This window comes from Clostridium amylolyticum, assembly GCF_900142075.1.
Taxonomy (GTDB): domain Bacteria; phylum Bacillota; class Clostridia; order Clostridiales; family Clostridiaceae; genus Clostridium_AA; species Clostridium_AA amylolyticum.
The window spans coordinates 161257-183090 of record NZ_FQZO01000001.1; the positions used below are offsets into that span (position 1 = coordinate 161257).

Sequence of the window (21834 nt, forward strand, 5' to 3'; positions counted from 1 at the left end):
ACAAATGAAGCTTACTTGTAGTAAAATCTTTTCTGGTTTGCTTTTTTCGTCTACTGTAGTAATAGCACTTGTAGCTCAGGGAGAAATGGCAAAGGCAGACACTACAACTAAGAGTCAAGAAGGTATAATAATCCGAACCACTAACATGGTGGGTAAAAAGACCATTAAAGTACCCCAAAGACAAAGTAAAAGAGAAAAACCAAAGCCGGTTAACCAAAGCAATACCTATTCTCGAGGGGATATTGCCAAAGCATCAGGTGTAGTTGCTTATGCATTTAAGTTTATTGGAACACCTTATGTATATGGGGCGGATGGCCCTAGCTCTTTTGATTGTTCAGGACTTACACAATATGTGTATAAGAATTTCGGCGTAAATCTTGATCATTATACAGGCTCCCAATTTCGATCTGGTGTGGCAGTATCAAAAACTCAGTTGCTACCAGGAGATTTGGTGTTTTTTAATACCGTAGCACCCATTGGACATGTAGGGATCTATATAGGGGGTGGAGAGTTTATACATGCTCCATCTAGTGGCAAAACTGTCACAATTTCTTCTCTGAATGATAGCTATTATGCTAAGAGATATGCCGGCGCCAGAAGGGTGCTTAAATAAAAGTGAAAAACTCGACATTTAATGTCGGGTTTTTTTTAACATATTAACCCTCTTATTTTAATATTAATAATTAACAGTTAAATAGAGTGGGGTGTTAACATGAGATACACAAGATATAATTACGAGAAAAAAAATAATAAGATTAAAAATGTAATTTTAGCTTTTGCTATCCTTCTATTATTAGCTTTAGGAGTAGGAACTGTTATGTCTAAGCTTCTGTTTAAGGATGGGGGTAGTAATAGTTTGCTTCCTAATTTAAAAAGTTCTGAGAAAACCGCAGAGGATACATCTAAAAATAGTGACAGTGTAAACTATGCAATTTTTCAAGGGGGATATTATTCGAAAAAAGAAGGTGCTGAGGAGACTAATAATAAATTTAAAGATAAATATAATTCTTTTGTAGCTCAGGATGGAGATAAATTTAGAGTTATTATAACAGTGGTTAAGGATGAAGAAGCAGAGAAGATTGCAGAAGCTTTAAAAAAAGATTCCATTAGTTTTATTAAAAATAGCGCAAATATAAAAAAAGATGATTTATGCAATGATGAAATTGCTGAATCCATAGAGGCATTGATGCAATTTAACAAAAAGTTAAACGAACCTCAGGTGAAATCCATTGAAACTGCTAAACTAAAGAAATGGAGTTCCGAGCTTAAAAAGCCAGAAAAAGATTCTAAAAATCTAGGGATTTTAGAAGAGATAAATAAATATATACAAGCTATGCCTGAGGAGTTTAAAAAAGAAAATCAAAAAGATCTTACTATATTTATATATAATATTGTAGCTAAATTTAAGATATAGTGGACAAACCAAAGGAATCAAAAAAATGTACAAATTGAATAATCGCTGAGGGCGATTATTTTTTTGTAATTATTTATATCCTAGGGAATTAAATACTTTAATTCATAAAAGTAAAATATTTTTTAAAAAAAGTCTTCCTACTTGTTATGAGGTTTATTAAATGATAAACTATATAAGATGTAAAGCTAAAGTGAGGGATAATATTGAGTACTTCTAATAAATCATTTTCCTTATTACTATGTATAATTTTAGGAGCTATTTTTGGCAGTATAATAGGAGAGTTTTTAGGGAGTTATTTTCCTTCATTAAAAATCTTAAGTACTGTTTATAGTATTGGAACTAAAGCTCCTGTATACATAGACTTAAGAGTATTGACTTTAACCCTAGGAATTACTTTTAATTTAAACATCATGACTATTTTAGGGGTTATAATGTCAATAATAATATATAGAAAGTATTAGGATGTGATAGTTTGAAGATAGTGTTAGCGTCTGCTTCTCTAAGAAGACAGGAACTTCTTAAAAGGATAACACCTGATTTCCAAATAGTTGTGAGCAATTTCCATGAAGATTCTGTAGCCTTCAAAAATGATGCTAAAGAATATGTTATGGAACTCTCTAAAGGGAAGGCTCAAGAAGTTGCTGCTAGAATGAATATGGAAGCAATTATCATAGGGGCCGACACTATAGTTATGTTGGATAATAAAGTTTTGGGAAAACCTAAAAATGAATTTGAAGCTTTTCAAATGCTTATGAGCTTATCTGATAATTGGCATGAGGTTTATTCTGGTATTACTTTGATAGATACTAAAAATCAGAAGATTATCTCTGATGCAGTATGTACAAAAGTAAGGTTTTCTAATATTACAAAAGAAGATATACAAAAATACATAGAAACCGGTGAACCCATGGACAAAGCAGGTGCCTATGGCATTCAAGGATTTGGCGGAGTGTTTGTTGAAAAAATTGAAGGCTGCTACTATAATGTGGTAGGACTTCCACTAAATACACTTAGCCGAATGCTAAAACAATTCGTATAATAATAGGGGGAGGGCAATCTGTAATAAAGGAGAGTACTATGAAACCCAACTTAAGAATTATAGATTTACCTCAAGAGGAAAGACCCAGAGAAAAACTTTTAAAATATGGAGCTGAGCATCTTTCTAATGCAGAATTATTAGCAATAGTCCTTCGTGTAGGGAGTAACAGTGAAAACATAATCCATCTCTGTGACAGGATACTTGGATTTACAAATGGCCTTGAAGGATTATTAAACTTATCACCTCATGAGCTTATGACCTTAAAAGGTATAAAAAGCGCAAAGGCTGCTCAGTTATCGGCTGTAGCTGAAGTGGCTAAAAGGATGAGAAATTTAAGTCCAAATAAATTAGAAAAAATAACGAGCCCCCGTGATGCAGCAGAATTGGTTATTGGGGAAATGAACATTTTAAAACAAGAAGTTTTGAAGTTAATAATGTTAAACACTAAAAATTGTGTAATATTTAAGAAAAACATCTTTGTTGGGAGCTTAAACTCTTCAATAGTTCATCCAAGAGAGATATTTTCTGAGGCATTAAAAGCAAATAGCGCTTCAATTATAGTGTGTCATAATCATCCTTCAGGAGACCCTGAACCTAGCAGTGAAGATGTTAATATAACTTTGAGGCTTAAGGAATGTGGCAAGATTGTGGGAATTGATTTGATAGATCACATTATTATCGGTGGAAATTCATACGTAAGTTTAAAAGAAAAAGGAATAATTTAACATGAAAGGGGAATAAAAATGGCTTTATTTGGAATGACAAAGGATATGGGAATAGATTTAGGAACAGCAAATACACTAGTTTATGTTAAAGGTAAAGGGATAGTTTTAAGAGAGCCTTCAGTGGTAGCTATTAATAATATAACTAAAAGACCTCTTGCGGTAGGTAGCGAGGCAAAGCTTATGATAGGTAGAACACCAGGTAACATTGTTGCCATAAGACCTTTAAAAGATGGTGTAATAGCTGATTTTGATATAACTCAAACCATGCTTAAAAAGCTTATAGAAAAGGTTACTTCTAGAAGTGCTTTTACAAGTCCTAGAATAATAGTATGTTTTCCTTCTGGTGTTACAGAAGTTGAAAAAAGAGCTATTGAAGAATCCACTAGACAGGCAGGAGCAAGAGAAGTAGTTCTTATGGAAGAACCAATGGCTGCAGCTATCGGTGCAGGACTTCCTGTAGATGAACCTACTGGAAGTATGATAGTAGATATGGGCGGTGGTACCACAGAAATAGCTGTTATCTCCTTAGGTGGTATTGTTACCAGCAAATCCCTTAGAATAGCTGGAGATGAACTAGATCAGGCGCTTATCAGTTATATTAAAAAAGAATATAATCTTATGATAGGTGAAAGAACTTCTGAAGCTATTAAAATGGAGTTAGGATCTGCGTTTAAAACGGATGATGAAGAAAGAACTATGAATATAAAAGGAAGAGATTTAATTTCAGGTCTTCCTAAAACTATAGAAATCACAGAAACTCAAATAAGAGAAGCCTTAAGAGAACCTATTTCTTCTATAATTGAAGCTATAAAAACTACTTTAGAAAAGACACCACCAGAATTAGCAGCAGATATAATGGATAAAGGAATTATGTTAGCAGGTGGAGGAGCACTTTTAAGAGGACTGGATATGCTAATAAATTACGAAACTCATATGCCGGTACATATTGCTGAGAACCCTCTTGATTGTGTGGCTTTAGGCGCTGGAAAAGCTTTAGATAATTTTGATAGCATAGCTAAGGGACAAAGAGGCTAATTATGAAGTTTTTTAAAAACAAACTGGCAGTTACTATTTTAGTACTGTCAGTTGGCTTTTTAGCTTTAATTGCTTATAGTGTCAAGAGGGAGAATAAAAATATCGTTGCTAGTGGAGCTGGAACATTGCTAAATCCTATTCAAAGAGTGGTTTATGGAATAAATACCAAAGTACAAGATTTTATGGATTTTGCATTTAATTTTAAAGATGTAAAAGCAGAGAATAAAAAACTTAGAGATGAAAATGAAAAGTTAAAATCAGAAGTATTAGAATATGATAATTTGAAGAGTGAAAATGAAAGATTTCGTCAAATTCTTGATTTCAAAACTCAAAGATCTGAATATAAATACACTGGAACCAATATCATAAGCATAGGTGGTGCTGGCTTTTTAAACACTTATGCAGTAGATAAAGGGGAAAAAGATGGATTAAGAAAAGGAATGGTAGCTATAAGCAACCAAGGTCTGGTTGGTCAGGTATCAAGAGTGGAAAGCAATTGGGCAATGGTGGATTCTATCATTAATGAAAACATAGCTGTAAGTGTTACGGTGCAAAGTACAAAGGAATCTGTAGGAATTGTTAAGGGCTATAGAGATAGTAATAATAAATTACTTGCTAAGGTGTATAATCTTCCGCTAGATTCAGAGGTTAAACCAGGAGATATAGTATCTACTTCAGGGTTAGGACGAATTTATCCAAAAGGAATAAAAGTTGGAACTGTAATATCTGTGGAAGAGGATAAAGGAAAGCTTATGAAAGTAGCCGTTATTCAGCCTTTTGTTGATTTTAACAAGCTAGAAGAAGTTTTTATGGTAATTCCAGAAGATATTCGTAACATTCAGTATTAAATTTGGAGATTAAAATATGAAAAAAGTAATTTTAACTTTATTATGTATTGGATTTTTAATATTAGACAATACTTTACTTCCTTTTTTTGCTATCAATACCTTTTATCCCAGTATTTTAATGGTTTTTGTACTGTGTTATGCTATAGTTAGTGATAAATGGGATGCTTTAGGTATAGGGGTGTTTTCTGGTTTATTACAGGATATATACTTTTTCCATGGATTTGGAGTGAATGCCTTAGTTAACATGATAGTTTGTCTTATTGCTTCTTATGTAGGTGAGAGTATATTTAAAGAAAAGAAACTTATTCCTGTTATTACGACGTTTTTTTTAACTATACTCAAATACATATTAGTATTTGGATTACTATACATAACTAAGACCAAGACGCATATTGAAGGTGTTATTTATGTAGGACCCTTATCCATGCTCCTTGCATTTTTTATGTATAAGTGGGTATATAGGCTATCCCAAAAAAGTTATATGAAAAAAGATTGGAAATTTAATGAATAGGTGATGGCGTTGAAGAAGAATAAAATGAGCAGGTATACCGCTCTTGTTATTATAATGTTGGTAATATATATTGCCATATTGTCAAAGCTTGCTGTTTTGCAAGTTTTTAAGCATGATGATTACAAGGATAGGGCTAACAATAGATCTGTAAGACAAATTCCAGAGCAAGCTCCTAGAGGAAAAATATTAGATTCTACTGGAGCTATTCTCGCTGATTCTAGACAAAGTTATACCGTTGAATATATTGAAACCACAGATAGTGAAAAAGAATTTTTTGACACCATGACAAAAGTTTTTAAGCTGCTAGATAGTCTTGGAGAAAGTCAAAAGGATGATTTTAAACTTAAGATAGATAATGATAAAAAGTTCTATATTGAGTATACGTCCTCAGACCCTTCTGCAATTAAAAAGCAGGATCTGAGATTTAAAAAAGATAGAGGATTAGATTTCTATTTAAAAGATGAGTTAGATTATTTTAAAAAGAAGAAAACTGATTTAAATGAAGAAGATCAATTAAAGCTAGAAGATGAAATGCTTAAAGTTTCACCAGAAGGAATGTTCTATAGATTGGTGAAGCAATATGATCTTTATAAACTTATACATCCAAACCCCACTGAAGAAGAAAAAAAGGTTTATAGTAAAAAGGATCCTAAAGAAATAACCCAAGAGTTATTACAGAAGTATTCTATAGAAGAGCTAAGAAGATATATGGTGGTTAAGGATGCAATTAAAATGCAAAGTTATTCAGGATTTAAGCCTGTGACCATAGCAGCTAATATAAAAGATGATAGTGCTTTTATATTCATGCAAAAGCTTAATGATCTACCAGGTATTGATGTTAGGCTTCAACCTATAAGATTTTATCCTTATGGAAACTTGGCTTCTTCAGTAATCGGATATTTATCTTCCATTAATGGAGATCAGAAAGATAGATATGAAGAAAGAGGTTATGACATAACCACAGATACCATAGGAATAAGTGGTATAGAAGCAGCTTATGAAGATAGGTTAAAAGGCTCTAAGGGAGGTACTACCGTTAAGGTTAACAAGGTGGGGAGAAAAACTGAAGAATTATTTAGGTTAGACCCTTATCCTGGAGATAATATTCAGCTTACCTTAGATAAAAATCTTCAATATACTGCTCAGAGAGCTTTGAAAGAAACTTTAGAAAATTTACAAAAACAAAAGTTTATTGATGGAGGCAAGACTGCTGTAGGAAATGCTAATAGAGGTGCTGTGGTTGCTACGGATGTAAACACCGGAAAGGTACTAGCTTTAGCCAGCTTCCCAGACTTTGATCCTAATATATTCACCATACCCGGAAAATTAACACCAGAACTTAGCAAACAGTATTTTAATCCTGATTTTGATGCTTTTGCTAAAGATTATATAAACAAAACTAGCTCTTCACAAACTGTAGAACAATTATTCCCTAAGGATTCTAATGGTGCTAGAAGAGATTCTTTTGATGTATATCCAAAGCCGTTCTTTAATTATGCAACCCAAGGAACGGTACCTACTGGTTCAACTTTTAAAACTGTTACAGCTACAGCAGGACTAGAAGAAGGATTAATTACACCAGGAGAAAAAGTTCTTGATCAAGGGATTTTTAACAAATATCCTGAATTTAAAAATTATCAAGGTAAATGCGATATTTATGAGCGTTCCCATGGTAGCCACGGTTATGTAGATATGGCAGAAGCTTTTAGGGTTTCCTGTAACTATTATTTTTATGAAGTAGCTTATAGGCTTTATAAAAAAGACGGTTTAGATAAGCTAGCACAGTATGCATGGAGATTAGGGTTAGGATCTGATCCTAATAGTAAAGGTAAAGTTGGCAGTGGTATAGAAATCGCTGAAAACACTGATGGACAGGTGTATAATTTAAAATCCTATACGGAAACAGTTGCCTTTAGTGCTAAATTTGAATTAGTAGAAGCGTTAGAGGCTGGTTATTATAAGTTTGCTCCTGAAAGAGGAAAAAAACATACCCCTTTTAATATTGCTTATGATAAAAATGATGATGAAGCTTTAGACAAGGCTAAAAGTGAAGTTAAGGACTATATTATTAATAAGATAAAAGCACAAAGAAAAGAAAATAAAAACGATGAATTTAATGAGATAACTAAAGAATTAAAAGTAAAGTTCGAAAATCTTATTGGTAAGTATAACAAAGAAGAGCAAAAGAAATATAGCAAAAGTGATGTTGAAAATGCATCCTATAATATGGCAAGATACATCGTTTTTGATAAGTCAGGGGATATAACCTCCCCTGGTAACTTAACAAATGCTTCCATAGGTCTTGGAATGAATAACTTTACTCCGTTGCAGATGACAAATGCTGTTGCAACCATAATAAATGGTGGAAAAAGGTACAAAGTGCATCTAGTTGATAAAATCCTTAATCCAGATAATAAGGTAGTTGAAGAAATTAAGCCTGTAGTAGTAGATGATCTTAAACTTAAGCCTTCTACAGTAAATGCCATCAAAGAAGGTATGAGAAGAGTTAACCAAAGTGGAGCTTTCAAAGACTTCCCCATATCTTCAGGTGGAAAGACAGGTACTACTCCTTATAGACCTGATCAAAGAGAAATTGGAAGATCAGCCTATGGTGTGTATGTTGCCTTTGCACCACTTGAAAAACCGGAAATAGCCGTAACAGTTGTTTTATATGATGTAGGTCATGGTAGTAGTTCAGGACCCGTAGCCAAAGCGGTGCTGGAAACATATTTTAGAGATAAAATTAAAGCAGAGTTCCCAGGCTATAAATCTTCCTCTACTTCCTATAGTTTAGATCCAAAAGTGGAAGAAGTAAACACTGGTAAATAATAAAAGGCTGCAGGAACAGTTTCTGCAGCCTTTTTGTATAAAATATTTAATTATATATGAGGTTTATTAATTTATTATATAATTAATTGTAAAATAGAGAAGGATTTATTAATAATCTGTTGAAATATAATAAAGTATGGCTTAGGTTTGGAGGTTTCACATGATAGACAATAGGATTATAATTAAAGGTAATAAAGAAGGACTTACTGCAGTTATTAATATGTATAAGTTCAAAGATTTTGATGATATGCTAGAGGTATTAATTGAAAAGCTCTCTAATGGAAAAAAGTTTTTTAAAGGAGCTACCCTTACAATTAATATTAATTTAAAGCTAATCGATGAATTTCATATGAAAAAACTTAAGCATGTACTTTTTGAAGAATATCTTATAAAAGACTGTGTATTTGTGGATAAGGATGATACATCCAACAAAGTATTTAATGGGGTTCATGAAGGAAGAACAAAGTTTATCACCAGGACCATAAGAGGAGGACAAACTATTAATTATCCCGGTAATATCGTTATCATCGGAGATGTTAATAGTGGAGCAGAAGTTCATGCTGAAGGAAATGTCGTTGTATTAGGAACTATAAAGGGTCAGGTTCATGCAGGCTCTTCTGGTAATGTAAAGGCTTTTATAGCAGCTTATAATCTTCAACCAGAGATTCTTCAAATTTCTGATATAATTACTATATCTCCTGATGATGAAGGAAAACCGGAGTATCCTGAAGTGGCCAAAATAAAGGATGGAGTAATAGTTGTAGAACCGTATTTACCTAATAAATATAATTATTAATTGATTTGGAGGGATTTAAATGGGCGAATCTATAGTAATAACATCAGGAAAAGGTGGTGTAGGAAAAACTACCACTACAGCCAATATAGGAACAGCACTAGCATCCATGGGTAAAAAAGTGGTGCTTATAGACGGAGATACTGGATTAAGAAACCTTGATGTATTAATGGGTCTGGAAAATAGAATAGTATATACACTTGTGGATATTGTAGAGAATAGATGCAGAACGAAACAAGCACTGATAAAGGATAAAAGATTCCCAAATCTATTTCTTTTACCCACAGCTCAAACTAAGGATAAAACAGATATTAGTTCTCAACAGATGTTAAAGTTGGTGGAAGAATTAAAAGAAGAACATGATTTTGTAATAATAGACTGTCCAGCGGGAATTGAGCAAGGGTTTGAAAATGCTATAGTAGGAGCAGATAAGGCTATAGTGGTGGTTAATCCTGAAATTACATCTGTAAGAGATGCTGATAGAGTTATTGGTAAGTTAGATGCTAAAGGACTGGAAGATCATCAAGTGGTTATTAACAGACTAAATTATGAAATGACCCAAAAAGGTGACATGCTTGATATCAGCGATATAATTGAAACTTTATCAGTGAAGCTTTTAGGGGTGGTTCCGGATGATAGGAGCATTACAATATCTACCAATAAAGGGGAACCCATAGTATTAGATGAAAAGGCAGCCTCAGGACAAGCTTTTAGAAACATTGCAAGTAGATTACTGGGAGAAGAGGTTCCGTTAATGAACTTAAATACAGAAGAGTCTGGCTTTTTTGGAGCTTTAAAAAAGCTATTCAAAAAAAAGTAAAGAGGAGGGAGAAATATGGATTGGTTAAAATTTTTCTCAAATAAACCTACTCCTAAGGAAGTGGCAAAAGATAGACTTAAACTTATATTGATACACGATAGAGGTAATTTATCTAATGAAACCCTAGAACTTATAAAAAGTGAAATATTAGAGGTTCTTTCAAGATACATAGAAATAGATGTTTCTGATGTGGACATTGCAGTAACCACTTCAGAAAGTCTTGAAGGTAATTCTCCTTCCTTAGTAGCTAACATACCTATTAAAAATGTAAGATCTAGATAATTAAGGCGCCAGGCACGTGACACGTGACGAGTGATATCCATCACTCGTCACGTGTCACGTGCCTGGTGCATATTTACTAATTGATTCATATGGAGTTTAAGTTTATAATAATATATAGCTTTTAATTTTCGGAGGGGTATTAATGCTCAATAAACTTAAGATAGATTCAAAATTATTAAAAGAAATGGATTGGGGTATATTCATAACCTCCATAATCATATTGCTTTATGGAGCGATAAATATATATATAGCCATAGGATCAAAATATATGAAGCTGCAACTAGCTTGGCTTTTATTAGGGATTTTTGTGGTCTATATAATATTGCTAGTGGATTATACTATAATAAAAAATTATGTGGGACTATTATATTGGGGCTCTGTAGCCATGCTATTGTCCACCAGAGTGCTGGGTACTGTAGTTAATGGTGCTAAAGGATGGATTGCCATAGGTAGTAGGGCAATTCAGCCAGCGGAATTTGCCAAGCTAGGCATGATGCTTATGTTGGCTAAAAAGATAGATGAAATGGAAGGTAATATCAATAATTTTAAAAGCATAGTCACTCTAGCTTTTTATTGTGCTGTGCCTATGATACTCATAGTGGTACAGCCCGATATGGGAATGACCATGGTATGTTTTTTTATAGCTTTAGGAATACTTTTTGTAGCAGGGCTGGATATGAAGGTTATTTTAGGAGGCCTATTAAGCTTAGTTGTTGCTATTATGGCTGTATGGCCACTTATACCTGGTTATATGAGAAGAAGAATTACCAGCTTTATAAATCCTGAAGGGGGAGATCCGGATGCTGCCTTTCAGCTTTTACAAGCCCAAATAGGAATTGGATCAGGGGGATTCTTTGGAACAGGCTTAACCCCAGGACAAAAGTTACCTTCTAGTTATGTGGCTCAGTTTGTACCAGAGGCTCATACTGACTTTATTTTTTCAGTTTTAGCGGAAAATTGGGGATATATTGGTGTAGTTATACTGCTTTTACTTTATGGAATAATTATTTATAGGTTTATTCAAACCGCTAAAGAGTCAAAAGATATTTTTGGCTCCATAATATGTATTGGAGTAACTTCAACCTTCTTATTCTCTGTATTACAGCACATAGGTATGAACATTGGTATTATGCCTATTACAGGTATTACGCTCCCATTGGTTAGCTATGGAGGAAGTTCAGTGTTAACCACTTTTATGTCCATTGGATTGGTTATGAACGTATCTATGAGAAAGAAAAAAATTGTTTTTTAAATAAAGGGGATAGGACTTATGAATATTGCTTTAATTGCTCATGATGAAAAGAAAGATGATATGATTGAATTTGTACAAAGGTATAGAAGTGTATTAGAAAAACACAATTTATTTGCCACAGGCACCACGGGAAAACTTATCACTGAGCATACTGGTCTACCAGTTCATAGATTTTTATCTGGACCCATAGGTGGAGATCAACAAATAGGAGCAAAAATTGTAACTGGTGAAATCAGTTATGTAATCTTCTTAAGAGACCCTCTTACAGCTCAACCTCACGAGCCAGATGTATCCGCTCTTATCAGGGTGTGTGACGTACACCATGTCCCTGTAGCCACAAACCTAGGCACCGCTGAAGTATTAATAAAGGGGATAAAAACAATTTAGAATTGAGAATTTAGAATTTAAAATGAAGGATAGTTTTTCTGAAAAAGCATCAGAAAAACTTACAAAGTAATTTAGGTATATAGAAACTCTAGGGGAGTTTCTTTGAAATGGTGCAAAACAAAAACTCCTCATGGAGTTTTTTTGTTTTGGAAGTATTTATGAATTGATTGTAGGTAAAGTTACTATATATTTCTTATTTCTAATTAAAGAAGCTTCCCTCGAAGCTTCTTTAATTTTTTAATAAATTCAAAGAAACTCTTAGAGTTTCATCATTCATTCTAAATTCTCAATTCTAAATTCTCAATTATTAAAATATATATAATATAGAAAGTAAAAACTAAAGTAATTATAAAATCAAAGGAAGTAATAATGGTGTAAAGGGGATATATTATGGGAAACTACAATTCACATTATGAGAATTATTATTCTATGTTATCTGAGAAGAAAAATATCAATAAAAATGCGGGCTATTACAATAATACAAAAACTAAGGAAAAACCTAAAAGCAGCTTTATAGTAAGAAGGGTGATACAAGAACTCACTGGATGCCTTTGCTTGTTTGTGGTTTTAACCAGCTGCAAATATATAAATACTCCAAAAACTCAGCAATTTTATAGATATTCTAAAGAACTAGTGAATAAAAATTACGATTTCAAAAATATTTATAACAGCATTACAAGTAAAAGTATAGAGACTTGGAGAAATGATGCTGAAAATTATATTGATAAAGTAAAATCTAAACTTACTGGAACTCAAGGCATTAAAGAGAAAACTATGGGCAATTTTGCAAATCCTGTGGAAGGTAAAATAGTTAAAAAATATGGGGAAAGTAAAGAAGGTATACCACATAAAATGGAAAAGGGAATAGTGATGGAAGTTAAAGTGCCTAGTGAAGTGAAAAGCAGTTTTCAGGGTACTGTTAAAAGCGTGGGAGAAGATAAGGAAGTTGGACAATATGTTTTAATTAGTCATGAAGATGGATTAGAAACTAAATATTCCGCTTTAGAAGAGATAGCAGTATCTGAAAATCAAAAGATAACTAAAGGAGAGGTGATTGGTAAAATAACCTCAGATATACAAGATTCTAAGGGCTATGTGTTTTTTCAACTGTTATATATGGGGGAAGAAAAAAATCCTGAAGAATACATTCAATTTAAAACTGAATAGTTTTTTACTTAAGCAATATTTGGGAGCAGTGAATGTATAAAAGACTTTTTAAATATTTGCCACAATTACTTTTAGTAGTAATAATTACTCTACATACAAAATTTGCAGTAGCATTTTTTTGGGTAGTATTTCATGAATTCATGCATTTTATTGTATCTTACAAATTAAATATTAAAAAGGAAAAGGCAGGAATACATGCTTTAGGGGCATACCTCTATTTAAAGGATTTGGATTATATAAGTCCTAACCAAGATATTATTATTTCTTTTGCCGGTCCCTTATCTAACCTATTGCTGGCAATACTTTTTTATTTTTCTTTTAAACATTTTAACAATGAATTTTTAATGTTATCCTTTGAAAGCAATTTAGCTTTAGCTTTTTTTAATCTATTACCTGCTTTTCCTTTAGATGGTTCACGAATATTAAGAGCCTTTTTAAGCAAAAAGAAGCTTTACAAAAAAGCATATATGATAACTATAAACTGCAGTTTTATAATAAGCACATTTTTGTTTAGTGGTTTTATTTTTTTGCTTTTTTTTAATAGAATAAATATAAGTTTAGGGTTAGCTTCCATACTAACATTTTTTGTGACTGTAAAAGAAAAGGAAAGGATAATGTACATTATCATGGGGGACATAGTGAAAAAGCGAAATAGATTCATAAAACAAAAATATATTGAAAATAAGAGTATCTCTATACATGTAAGCCTTTCCTTAGTTAATGTATTAGGCATTATGGATAAAAATAAATATAATGTATTTACCATATTAAATGATGAAATGATGGTTTTAGGGGTATTATATGAAGAGGATATAATATATGGGGCTAAGGAATATGGAAATATTAGTATAGAAGAGCTAATGACAAAAGAGGAATTCGTTCATAAGTTTACTAATCTTTAAATTGAAGATGTTATTATTTAAATTAATATGGTAAAATATAATGATGTAATTATCATGGGTATAATTGCATCTTTTTTGTATTTAACAAAAGTATTGGAGGAGTTAATTTAATGAATAAAATAACTGATGATATATTATATAGGGTTGAAAAGCCTGCCAGATATATTGGAGGAGAATTAAACATTGTAATTAAGGAAAAATCTAAAGTTGATGTACGATTTGCCTTCTGCTTTCCAGATGTTTATGAAGTGGGTATGTCTCATTTAGGTACCAAAATACTATATCATAATTTAAATAAAAGAGAAGATACCTATTGCGAAAGAGCCTTTGCTCCATGGCCAGATATGGAGAAACAGCTGAGGGATAATGATATTCCCTTATACACATTGGAAACTAAGGACACTTTAAAAGAGTTTGATTTTATAGGATTTACACTTCAATACGAGATGAGCTACACCAATATACTAAACATGTTAAATCTTTCAAACATACCTCTTAGAGCTTCAGAAAGAGATGAAAGCTATCCTATTATAATTGCAGGAGGCCCCTGTGCTTATAACCCTGAACCTTTATATGACATAATAGATGTGTTCCAATTAGGTGAAGGAGAAGAGGTTATTAACGAGATAATAGATGTATATAAAGAGAATAAAAACAAATTAACTAAGAGTGAGCTTTTATTAGAGCTAAGTAAAATTAAAGGGGTTTATGTGCCTTCCCTTTATGAAGTTAGCTACAATGAAGATGGAACCATAAAAGAGTTTAGGGGTAAATACCCAGAAGTACCTAAAAAAGTTGTTAAAAGATTTGTTTCTAATTTTGATGAGTCAGAGTTTCCAGAAAAACTTATAGTGCCCTACACCGAAATAGTTCATGATAGAGTAGTATTAGAAACCTTTAGAGGATGTACCAATGGATGTAGGTTTTGTCAAGCAGGGATGATATATAGACCTGTTAGAGAAAAGAAAACCGCTACGCTTTTATCTCAAGCAGATAAACTTTTAAAGAGCACAGGCTATGAAGAAATATCTCTAAGCTCTCTAAGCACCTGTGATTATTCAGATATTCAAAACCTCATAAACACTTTAATACTAGAACATGGTGGAAATAATGTAGGTATAGCGTTACCTTCCATAAGGGTAGATGCCTTTTCCGTGGATCTTATAAAGGCTATACAAAAGGTAAGAAAATCAGGCCTTACCTTTGCACCAGAAGCTGGATCTCAAAGGATGAGAGATGTTATTAACAAGGGGGTTACAGAAGAAAGGGTTATAGAAGCGGTAAAAAATGCCTTTGAATCAGGCTGGTCCACCATAAAGTTATATTTTATGATCGGCCTTCCTTATGAAAACATAGAAGACTGTAGCGCTATAGGTGAATTAGCAGAAAAAATAGCTGATGAGTATTTTAAGGTACCTAAGCAAATAAGGAACAAAGGTCTAAGGATCACTGTAAGTACTTCAATATTTGTACCAAAACCTTTTACTCCTTTTCAATGGGCGCCTATGGCCACAATAGAAAGTGTGGGGGAAAAAATAAAAGCTGTTAAAACTTCCATGAGGAGTAAATCTATAACCTACAATTATCACCACTCACAGGTTTCATATTTAGAAGCTGTAATTGCTAGAGGGGATAGAAGGGTTTGTAATGTGATTATTAAAGCTTATGAAAATGGAGCAAAGTTTGATGGTTGGACTGAACATTTCAACTTTGAGCACTGGCAAAAAGCTTTAGAGGATAGCAATGTAAATGGAGACTTTTATTCCTATAGGGAAAGAAGTACCGAAGAGATACTCCCTTGGGATTTTATTGACATTGGAGTTAATAGAAATTATTTAATAAAAGAAAATGAAAAGGCAAAGGATGCTGAGCTTACTCAAAACTGCCGACTAGGATGCACAGGCTGCGGTATAAATATTAACTTTAAGGAAGGGGAGTGTTTTCATGGTGCGCTATCTAATTAAGTTTACTAAAGAGCCAGAAATAAAATTTGTAGCTCATTTAGATTTTATGAGAACTATTCAAAGAGTTGTAAGAAGAGCGGGCCTTCCAGCTGCATATTCTAAGGGGTTTAATCCTCACATGTCTTTATCCTTAGCTCAGCCCTTAGCTGTAGGAGTGTATTCTACTGGAGATTATTTGGATTTAGACTTAGAAGCTTATGTGAATCCAGAGGAAATGATAAATAAATTAAATGGCTGCAGCCCATTAGGAATAAAGTTTTTGCAGGCAGCAGAGGTTAAAACTCAAGAAGGTAGAAAAGTACCTCAATCCATGGCGCTTATAGACGCTGCCAGATATACCATAAAAATAAAATGTATAGAGGGTAGCACTTATGAAGATCAATTTAAAAATATATTAAAAATGGATTCTTGGGTTACCATAAAAAAGAGCAAAAAAGGCAGTAAAGAAGTGGATATTAAGACTATGATTAAAGATTTTAAATATTCTTTTAAGGATAATGTTTTAATAATCAGTACTCTTATAAGCTGTGGAAGCAGAGAAAATTTATCAGCAGATCTTTTGGCCAGCTACTTTGTAGACAACATGGAAAATAGTAAAAAAGAAGCCTTCGTAGAGATATATAGGGAAGACATGTATGCCTTAAAGAATAATAAGTTGGTTTCACTAATAAAATATGTGAGTTGATTAGTTATGAGAGATATATTTATTGAAAGAAATAAAAATATACTTAGAATAGCCGTAAAAGAAGAAGAAAAACTCATGGAGTGCTATATAGAAGATGATATGGGAGAAGCTATGCCTGGGGAAATATATAAAGGCATAGTGAAAAATGTGGTTCCTGCTATTAAGTGTGCTTTTATAGATATCGGTGGTAGTAAAAATGCCTATCTTTATCTGGACAGAAAAATTAAAAAAGGTCAAGAAGTTATGGTGGAGGTTATAAAAGAAGAAATTGGTTATAAAGGGGCAAAGGTTAGTGAAGCTGTAACCATACCAGGGCGATTAGTAGTACTGCACACCTATGATAATGAAGTTAACTTTTCAAAGAAGATTTCTGATAAAGACTTCAAGGAAAAAGTTATTAATCATATAGAAAAACCTCAAGAGGTAGGAGTAACTGTAAGAACTAAGGCAGAAGAGGCCTCTATAGAAGATATCCAAAAAGAAATAGATGAATTGCACAAAAAATTTATACAAATTAAAAGAACCTTTGAATATACTTTGAACCCCAAAAGGATATCCAGTGAAAACAGTATATTTTATAGAATCCTTAGGGATATAACCAATACTAATACTCATAAGATATATGTGGACACCAAAGAGGATTATAATTTTATAAAAAATTACTTAGAAGATATAATAACCGTAGAAGTAATACTTCATCAAGAAGATAGGACACTATTTGATTATTATGGCATTGAAAAAGAAATACTGGCTTTAAGGGGGCATAGGATAAACCTACCTTGCGGAGGATATATAATAATAGAAAAAACTGAAGCCATGTACACTATAGATGTAAATACCGGAAAGAATGTCCACGGAAGGAATATGGAAAAGACTATTTATGAAACTAATTTAGAAGCGGCTACAGAAGCGGCTAGACAGATTAGGCTTAGGAATCTAAGCGGCATAATAGTGATAGATTTTATTGATTTAAAGGATAAATCCTTACAAGCTAACATAGTTAACAAGTTAAAAGAATGTTTTGATACGGACTCAAATAAAACTGTTATATATCCTTTTACTGAACTTGGTTTAGTGCAGATTGCAAGAAGAAGAAGAGGAAAAAATATAAGTGAATTTATAGAAGAAGAGTGTCCAAAATGTCATGGCTTTGGAGTAAGGCTTAGGTTGGATTATATATCATTGCTTATTAGTAATGAAATTATTAAATTTGAAAATGAAAACAGTATAGATAATATACTCATAGAAATAAATGATAAATATAAAGAAGAAATTCAAAATGATATATTGTCGTTTATTATGAAGATTAATGGGTTAAATAAAAATATTTATATAAAATATATAAGTGGAAGTGGTTATTTTAAGGTAGAACCTCTACTTTTTCAAAATCAATTAGATGCACTTAATGAATATAAGGTAACTCTATAGATCAAGTGATTCTTAGGTTCAGGTGGGGTTTGTTTTTTGACCACATCTGAACCTTAGAAGAACTTATCTAGGCGCTTAGCAGTGCTTATCCCCCACTTTGATAGAAGATGGGGGTATTAGCAATGGTAGCGATCAGATAAATAAAAATAAATTTCTTTACAAAGGTACAGCTATATGGTAAAATTGCTTTTGTAAACCGCACACCATTGGTTTTTTAGAAACAACTTCCAAAGAAAGTTGTACCTGAAGTGGCGAGACCGTTAAGAGGAGGTGTTTTCATGTACGCAGTAGTAACAACAGGTGGAAAACAATACAGAGTTCAAGAAGGAGACGTTATATACGTTGAAAAATTGGATGCTGAGGTTGATTCAACAGTTGAGCTTACAGAAGTTCTCGTTGTATCCAAAGGAGAAGGCGAGTTAGTAGTAGGTAAGCCAGTAGTTGAAGGAGCAAAGGTTGTAGCTAAAGTAGCTGCTCAAGGTAAGTCCAAGAAAGTTATAGTTTTCAAATACAAACGTAAAAAAGACTATAGAAGAAAAGCTGGACACAGACAACCTTATACTAAACTAACTATAGAAAAAATCGAAGCTTAATCATGACTGAAATTAAGTTTAAAAGAAAGTCAGGTCAAATAGTTTCTTTTTCCATGGATGGTCATTCAGGCTATGCCAGCAGTGGAGAAGACATAGTGTGCGCAGCACTATCAGTACTTTCCCAAAGCATGGTTATTGGAATAGAAGAAGTTTTAAAAATAAATCTTAAGTATGAAATAGAAGATGGCTTTTTAACCCTTAGTATTGAAGACAACACTGAGGATGAAATAAATAAATGCCAAGTTTTACTTCAAACCATGCTTAAGAGCATTGAAAGTATGATAATTTCGTACGGTGAATATATAAACCTGGAAATAGAGGAGGTGTAGTACTATGTTAATAATGAACCTTCAATTGTTTGCTCACAAAAAAGGAGTTGGTAGCTCCAAAAACGGCAGAGATTCAGAATCTAAGAGACTTGGTGTTAAGTCTGCAGATGGACAGTTTGTTCTTGCTGGAAACATATTAGTTAGACAAAGAGGAACAAAGATCCACCCAGGTACTAACGTAGGTAAAGGTAAAGACGATACTTTATTTGCCAAGCTTGATGGTGTTGTTAAGTTTGAAAGAATGGGTAAAGACAAGAAAAGAGCTAGCGTTTACCCTGTAAATGTTGAAGAGATAGCTGAATAATAAAAAGGTTTTTAAGCACCCTAAAAAAGGGTGCTTTTTTAAGTAAAAGACTATATTAATTTAGAATTGAGAATTTAGAATTTAAAATGAAGGAAAAAGTTCCCCACGGAATTTTCTAAAATATATTTATAGAAACTCTTGGAGTTTTTCCCTACATTCTAAATTCTACATTAATAAATTATAAATTATGTCCCATTCTCAATTTTAATTAACTAATATTGATACTTTTAGTCTATAATATGTATAAACAATTGAGAATTGAGAATTTAGAATTTAAATTACAAAGTTAGGGGTGAAATTATGTTTTTAGATACTGCAAAATTATTCGTTAAGTCTGGAGACGGCGGAAATGGATCTATTTCCTTTAGAAGAGAAAAATACATACCACTAGGTGGTCCAGATGGTGGTGACGGTGGAAAAGGCGGAAATGTTATTTTAGTGGTAGATTCACAGATGACTACACTATTAGATTTTAAGTATAAAAAGAAGTTTGTAGCAGAAAGAGGAACTAATGGTTCAGGCTCTAAATGCTATGGAAAAGACGGAGAAGATCTTTACATAAAGGTTCCTATGGGTACCATAATTAGAGACGTGGAAACCGATAAGATTATGGCCGACTTATCCCATGCAGGTGACACATACGTGGTTTGTAGAGGTGGTAAAGGAGGGAAAGGCAACACTAAGTTTGCTACTCCTACTAGACAGGCACCAAACTTTGCAGAGCCAGGAATGCCAGGAGAAGAAAGATGGATTTCTTTAGAGTTAAAGCTATTGGCAGATGTGGGGCTTTTAGGATTCCCCAATGTAGGTAAATCCACATTGCTTTCCATGGTTTCAAAAGCAAGACCTAAGATAGCAAACTATCATTTTACTACCATAAAGCCTAATCTTGGAGTGGTTAGTGTTCCAGGGATACAGCCTTTTGTTATGGCAGATATACCGGGTATAATAGAAGGAGCTGCTGAAGGGATTGGTTTAGGATTAGACTTCCTAAGACATATAGAAAGAACTAGGCTTCTTATCCATGTGGTAGATATTTCTGGTATTGAAGGACGAGATGCTGTAGAAGATTTTATAAAAATAAATGAAGAACTAAAAAAATATAATATAAAGCTTTGGGATAGACCTCAAATTATAGCTGCAAATAAGGCTGATATGCTTTATGATGAAGATATATTTAACAACTTTAAAAACAAGCTTAAAGAAATGGGTTATAATAAGGTGTTTAAAATATCTGCGGCCACTAACGAAGGGGTAGAAGAGCTTATAAAGGAAGCAGCTGCTATGCTTACTACTATACCTGTCACTGAACTTGAAATTTCAGAAGAAGAAAGATTTGTACCAGAAGATAGGAAATTCTCCTATGCTATTTCCGTAGAAGAAGGAGAAACTGGCAAAGTATATGTTGTGGAAGGCAGCTTCGTAGATAGATTACTTATGGCAGTAAATATTAATGAGCCTGATTCATTAAGATACTTCCACAAGGTTCTTAAGAATAAAGGTATTATGGAAGAATTAGTAGACAAGGGCATAGAAGATGGAGATACAGTTAGACTTAATGATTTTGAATTTGAGTTTATGAGGTAAGGAGGAATATAATTGATTACAAGTAAACAAAGGGCATATTTAAGATCTTTAGCAAACAATATTAGCCCTATATTTCAATTAGGAAAAAATGGCATTGAAGAGGCTTTTTTAAATCAGATAGAATCAGCACTAGAGGCAAGGGAGCTAATAAAGATATCTGTATTAGAAAACAGTGGCCAGGACACCCGTGAAGCATCTGACAAGATATGTGAAGCCATTGGATGTGAAGGGGTTCAGGTTATAGGAAATAAGATAGTGCTTTATAAGCAATCTTTAAAGAAACCTAAAATTGAACTGCCAAAAGGTAAATAATTTTTACCATGAAGAAAATTGGGTTAATAGGTGGAACCTTCAATCCAATACACAATGGACACCTTTATATAGCTTCAGAAGCTATGGAAAAATTAAAGCTTCAAGAAATAATATTTATGCCAGCAGGAAATCCACCTCATAAAAGGAATAAAGACATACTGGATGCTAATATTAGAAGTGAAATGGTAAATCTTGCTGTAAGAGATTACAGCGGATTTACCCTATGTGACTATGAAGTAAATAAAGAAGGTTATAGCTACACTTATGAAACACTTAAATATTTAAAAAGTATATATGAAGATATTGAAATATATTTTATTACAGGTGCGGATTGTTTAGTAGATATATTTACTTGGAAAAATGTTGAAGAGATTTTAAAGCTTTCACATTTTGTAGTATTTAATAGACCTGGTTACCCATTGGAAGATTTATTAGTGCAAAAAGAAAAGGTAGAAAGATACTACAATAAAGAGATAATATTTTTAAATTTATTGCAGATGGATATATCTTCTACAGATATTAGAAACAGGATAAAAAATAATTCTCATTACAGGTTTTTTGTTCCTGATAATGTTTATAGTTTCATAGAAAAGCTTGAATTATATAGATAATTTAAAAAGAGGTATGG

General features: G+C 32.8%; 25 protein-coding genes. All 25 read left to right on the forward strand.

The annotated features are described in order from the left end of the window. Positions 1 to 4 precede the first annotated feature (4 nt). The 25 genes from BUA82_RS00830 (at position 5) to nadD (ending at position 21817) form a co-directional block, all read left to right on the forward strand. Entirely contained in the window at positions 5 to 613 is a 609-nt protein-coding gene (locus BUA82_RS00830) for a C40 family peptidase (protein WP_073003837.1), read from the forward strand. A 99-nt stretch (positions 614 to 712) separates the two neighbouring features. After that, entirely contained in the window at positions 713 to 1414 is a 702-nt protein-coding gene (locus BUA82_RS00835) for a hypothetical protein (RefSeq protein ID WP_073003838.1), read from the forward strand. A 203-nt stretch (positions 1415 to 1617) separates the two neighbouring features. Continuing rightward, on the forward strand, positions 1618 to 1875 hold the full coding sequence (locus tag BUA82_RS00840) for a DUF4321 domain-containing protein (protein WP_073003839.1): 258 nt from the start codon (positions 1618 to 1620) through the stop codon (positions 1873 to 1875). 11 nt (positions 1876 to 1886) lie between these two features. Beyond that, the gene (locus BUA82_RS00845; protein WP_073003840.1) at positions 1887 to 2453 is read left to right on the forward strand and encodes a Maf-like protein; all 567 of its coding nucleotides are present in this window, start codon (positions 1887 to 1889) and stop codon (positions 2451 to 2453) included. Between the two features lie 38 nt (positions 2454 to 2491). After that, positions 2492 to 3178, forward strand: a complete 687-nt coding sequence (radC, locus tag BUA82_RS00850; protein ID WP_073003841.1) for a RadC family protein — start codon at positions 2492 to 2494, stop codon at positions 3176 to 3178. 18 nt (positions 3179 to 3196) lie between these two features. Next, positions 3197 to 4213 carry a rod shape-determining protein gene (locus BUA82_RS00855; protein WP_073003842.1) on the forward strand — a complete coding sequence of 339 codons (1017 nt, stop codon included), beginning with the start codon at positions 3197 to 3199 and terminating at the stop codon, positions 4211 to 4213. A gap of 2 nt (positions 4214 to 4215) precedes the next feature. Beyond that, entirely contained in the window at positions 4216 to 5061 is an 846-nt protein-coding gene (gene mreC / locus BUA82_RS00860; RefSeq protein WP_073003843.1) for a rod shape-determining protein MreC, read from the forward strand. A gap of 16 nt (positions 5062 to 5077) precedes the next feature. After that, positions 5078 to 5572 carry a rod shape-determining protein MreD gene (gene mreD, locus BUA82_RS00865; protein WP_073003844.1) on the forward strand — a complete coding sequence of 165 codons (495 nt, stop codon included), beginning with the start codon at positions 5078 to 5080 and terminating at the stop codon, positions 5570 to 5572. A gap of 9 nt (positions 5573 to 5581) precedes the next feature. Then, positions 5582 to 8401, forward strand: a complete 2820-nt coding sequence (locus tag BUA82_RS00870; RefSeq protein WP_178140665.1) for a penicillin-binding transpeptidase domain-containing protein — start codon at positions 5582 to 5584, stop codon at positions 8399 to 8401. A gap of 160 nt (positions 8402 to 8561) precedes the next feature. After that, positions 8562 to 9197 (forward strand): septum site-determining protein MinC, encoded by a 636-nt coding sequence (minC, locus tag BUA82_RS00875; protein ID WP_073003845.1) that lies wholly within the window; start codon positions 8562 to 8564, stop codon positions 9195 to 9197. 19 nt (positions 9198 to 9216) lie between these two features. After that, the gene (minD, locus tag BUA82_RS00880; RefSeq protein ID WP_073003846.1) at positions 9217 to 10014 is read left to right on the forward strand and encodes a septum site-determining protein MinD; all 798 of its coding nucleotides are present in this window, start codon (positions 9217 to 9219) and stop codon (positions 10012 to 10014) included. A gap of 15 nt (positions 10015 to 10029) precedes the next feature. Then, positions 10030 to 10296, forward strand: coding sequence for a cell division topological specificity factor MinE (minE, locus tag BUA82_RS00885; protein ID WP_073003847.1), 267 nt, complete (start codon positions 10030 to 10032; stop codon positions 10294 to 10296). Between the two features lie 142 nt (positions 10297 to 10438). Continuing rightward, positions 10439 to 11548 carry a rod shape-determining protein RodA gene (gene rodA, locus BUA82_RS00890; protein ID WP_073003848.1) on the forward strand — a complete coding sequence of 370 codons (1110 nt, stop codon included), beginning with the start codon at positions 10439 to 10441 and terminating at the stop codon, positions 11546 to 11548. Positions 11549 to 11566: 18 nt separating this feature from the next. After that, entirely contained in the window at positions 11567 to 11935 is a 369-nt protein-coding gene (gene mgsA, locus BUA82_RS00895; protein ID WP_073003849.1) for a methylglyoxal synthase, read from the forward strand. Positions 11936 to 12325: 390 nt separating this feature from the next. Then, complete coding sequence (locus BUA82_RS00900) at positions 12326 to 13102, forward strand: M23 family metallopeptidase (RefSeq protein ID WP_073003850.1); 777 nt, start codon at positions 12326 to 12328, stop codon at positions 13100 to 13102. Between the two features lie 32 nt (positions 13103 to 13134). Beyond that, entirely contained in the window at positions 13135 to 14004 is an 870-nt protein-coding gene (locus tag BUA82_RS00905) for a site-2 protease family protein (RefSeq protein WP_073003851.1), read from the forward strand. Positions 14005 to 14114: 110 nt separating this feature from the next. Continuing rightward, complete coding sequence (locus BUA82_RS00910; protein ID WP_073003852.1) at positions 14115 to 15968, forward strand: TIGR03960 family B12-binding radical SAM protein; 1854 nt, start codon at positions 14115 to 14117, stop codon at positions 15966 to 15968. Continuing rightward, positions 15952 to 16653, forward strand: a complete 702-nt coding sequence (locus BUA82_RS00915; protein WP_073005070.1) for a TIGR03936 family radical SAM-associated protein — start codon at positions 15952 to 15954, stop codon at positions 16651 to 16653. The genes BUA82_RS00910 and BUA82_RS00915 overlap by 17 nt, the downstream gene beginning before the upstream one ends. A gap of 6 nt (positions 16654 to 16659) precedes the next feature. Continuing rightward, positions 16660 to 18081: an Rne/Rng family ribonuclease gene (locus tag BUA82_RS00920; protein ID WP_073003853.1), complete on the forward strand. Its 1422-nt coding sequence runs from the start codon at positions 16660 to 16662 to the stop codon at positions 18079 to 18081. A gap of 278 nt (positions 18082 to 18359) precedes the next feature. Continuing rightward, positions 18360 to 18674 (forward strand): 50S ribosomal protein L21, encoded by a 315-nt coding sequence (gene rplU, locus BUA82_RS00925; protein ID WP_073003854.1) that lies wholly within the window; start codon positions 18360 to 18362, stop codon positions 18672 to 18674. A gap of 2 nt (positions 18675 to 18676) precedes the next feature. Next, on the forward strand, positions 18677 to 19003 hold the full coding sequence (locus BUA82_RS00930; protein ID WP_073003855.1) for a ribosomal-processing cysteine protease Prp: 327 nt from the start codon (positions 18677 to 18679) through the stop codon (positions 19001 to 19003). Positions 19004 to 19007: 4 nt separating this feature from the next. Beyond that, on the forward strand, positions 19008 to 19307 hold the full coding sequence (rpmA, locus tag BUA82_RS00935) for a 50S ribosomal protein L27 (protein ID WP_073003856.1): 300 nt from the start codon (positions 19008 to 19010) through the stop codon (positions 19305 to 19307). Positions 19308 to 19607: 300 nt separating this feature from the next. After that, positions 19608 to 20894: a GTPase ObgE gene (gene obgE, locus BUA82_RS00940; protein ID WP_073003857.1), complete on the forward strand. Its 1287-nt coding sequence runs from the start codon at positions 19608 to 19610 to the stop codon at positions 20892 to 20894. A gap of 12 nt (positions 20895 to 20906) precedes the next feature. Then, positions 20907 to 21206 carry a ribosome assembly RNA-binding protein YhbY gene (gene yhbY, locus BUA82_RS00945; RefSeq protein ID WP_073003858.1) on the forward strand — a complete coding sequence of 100 codons (300 nt, stop codon included), beginning with the start codon at positions 20907 to 20909 and terminating at the stop codon, positions 21204 to 21206. A gap of 8 nt (positions 21207 to 21214) precedes the next feature. Further along, the gene (gene nadD, locus BUA82_RS00950) at positions 21215 to 21817 is read left to right on the forward strand and encodes a nicotinate-nucleotide adenylyltransferase (protein WP_073003859.1); all 603 of its coding nucleotides are present in this window, start codon (positions 21215 to 21217) and stop codon (positions 21815 to 21817) included. Positions 21818 to 21834: the final 17 nt, after the last annotated feature.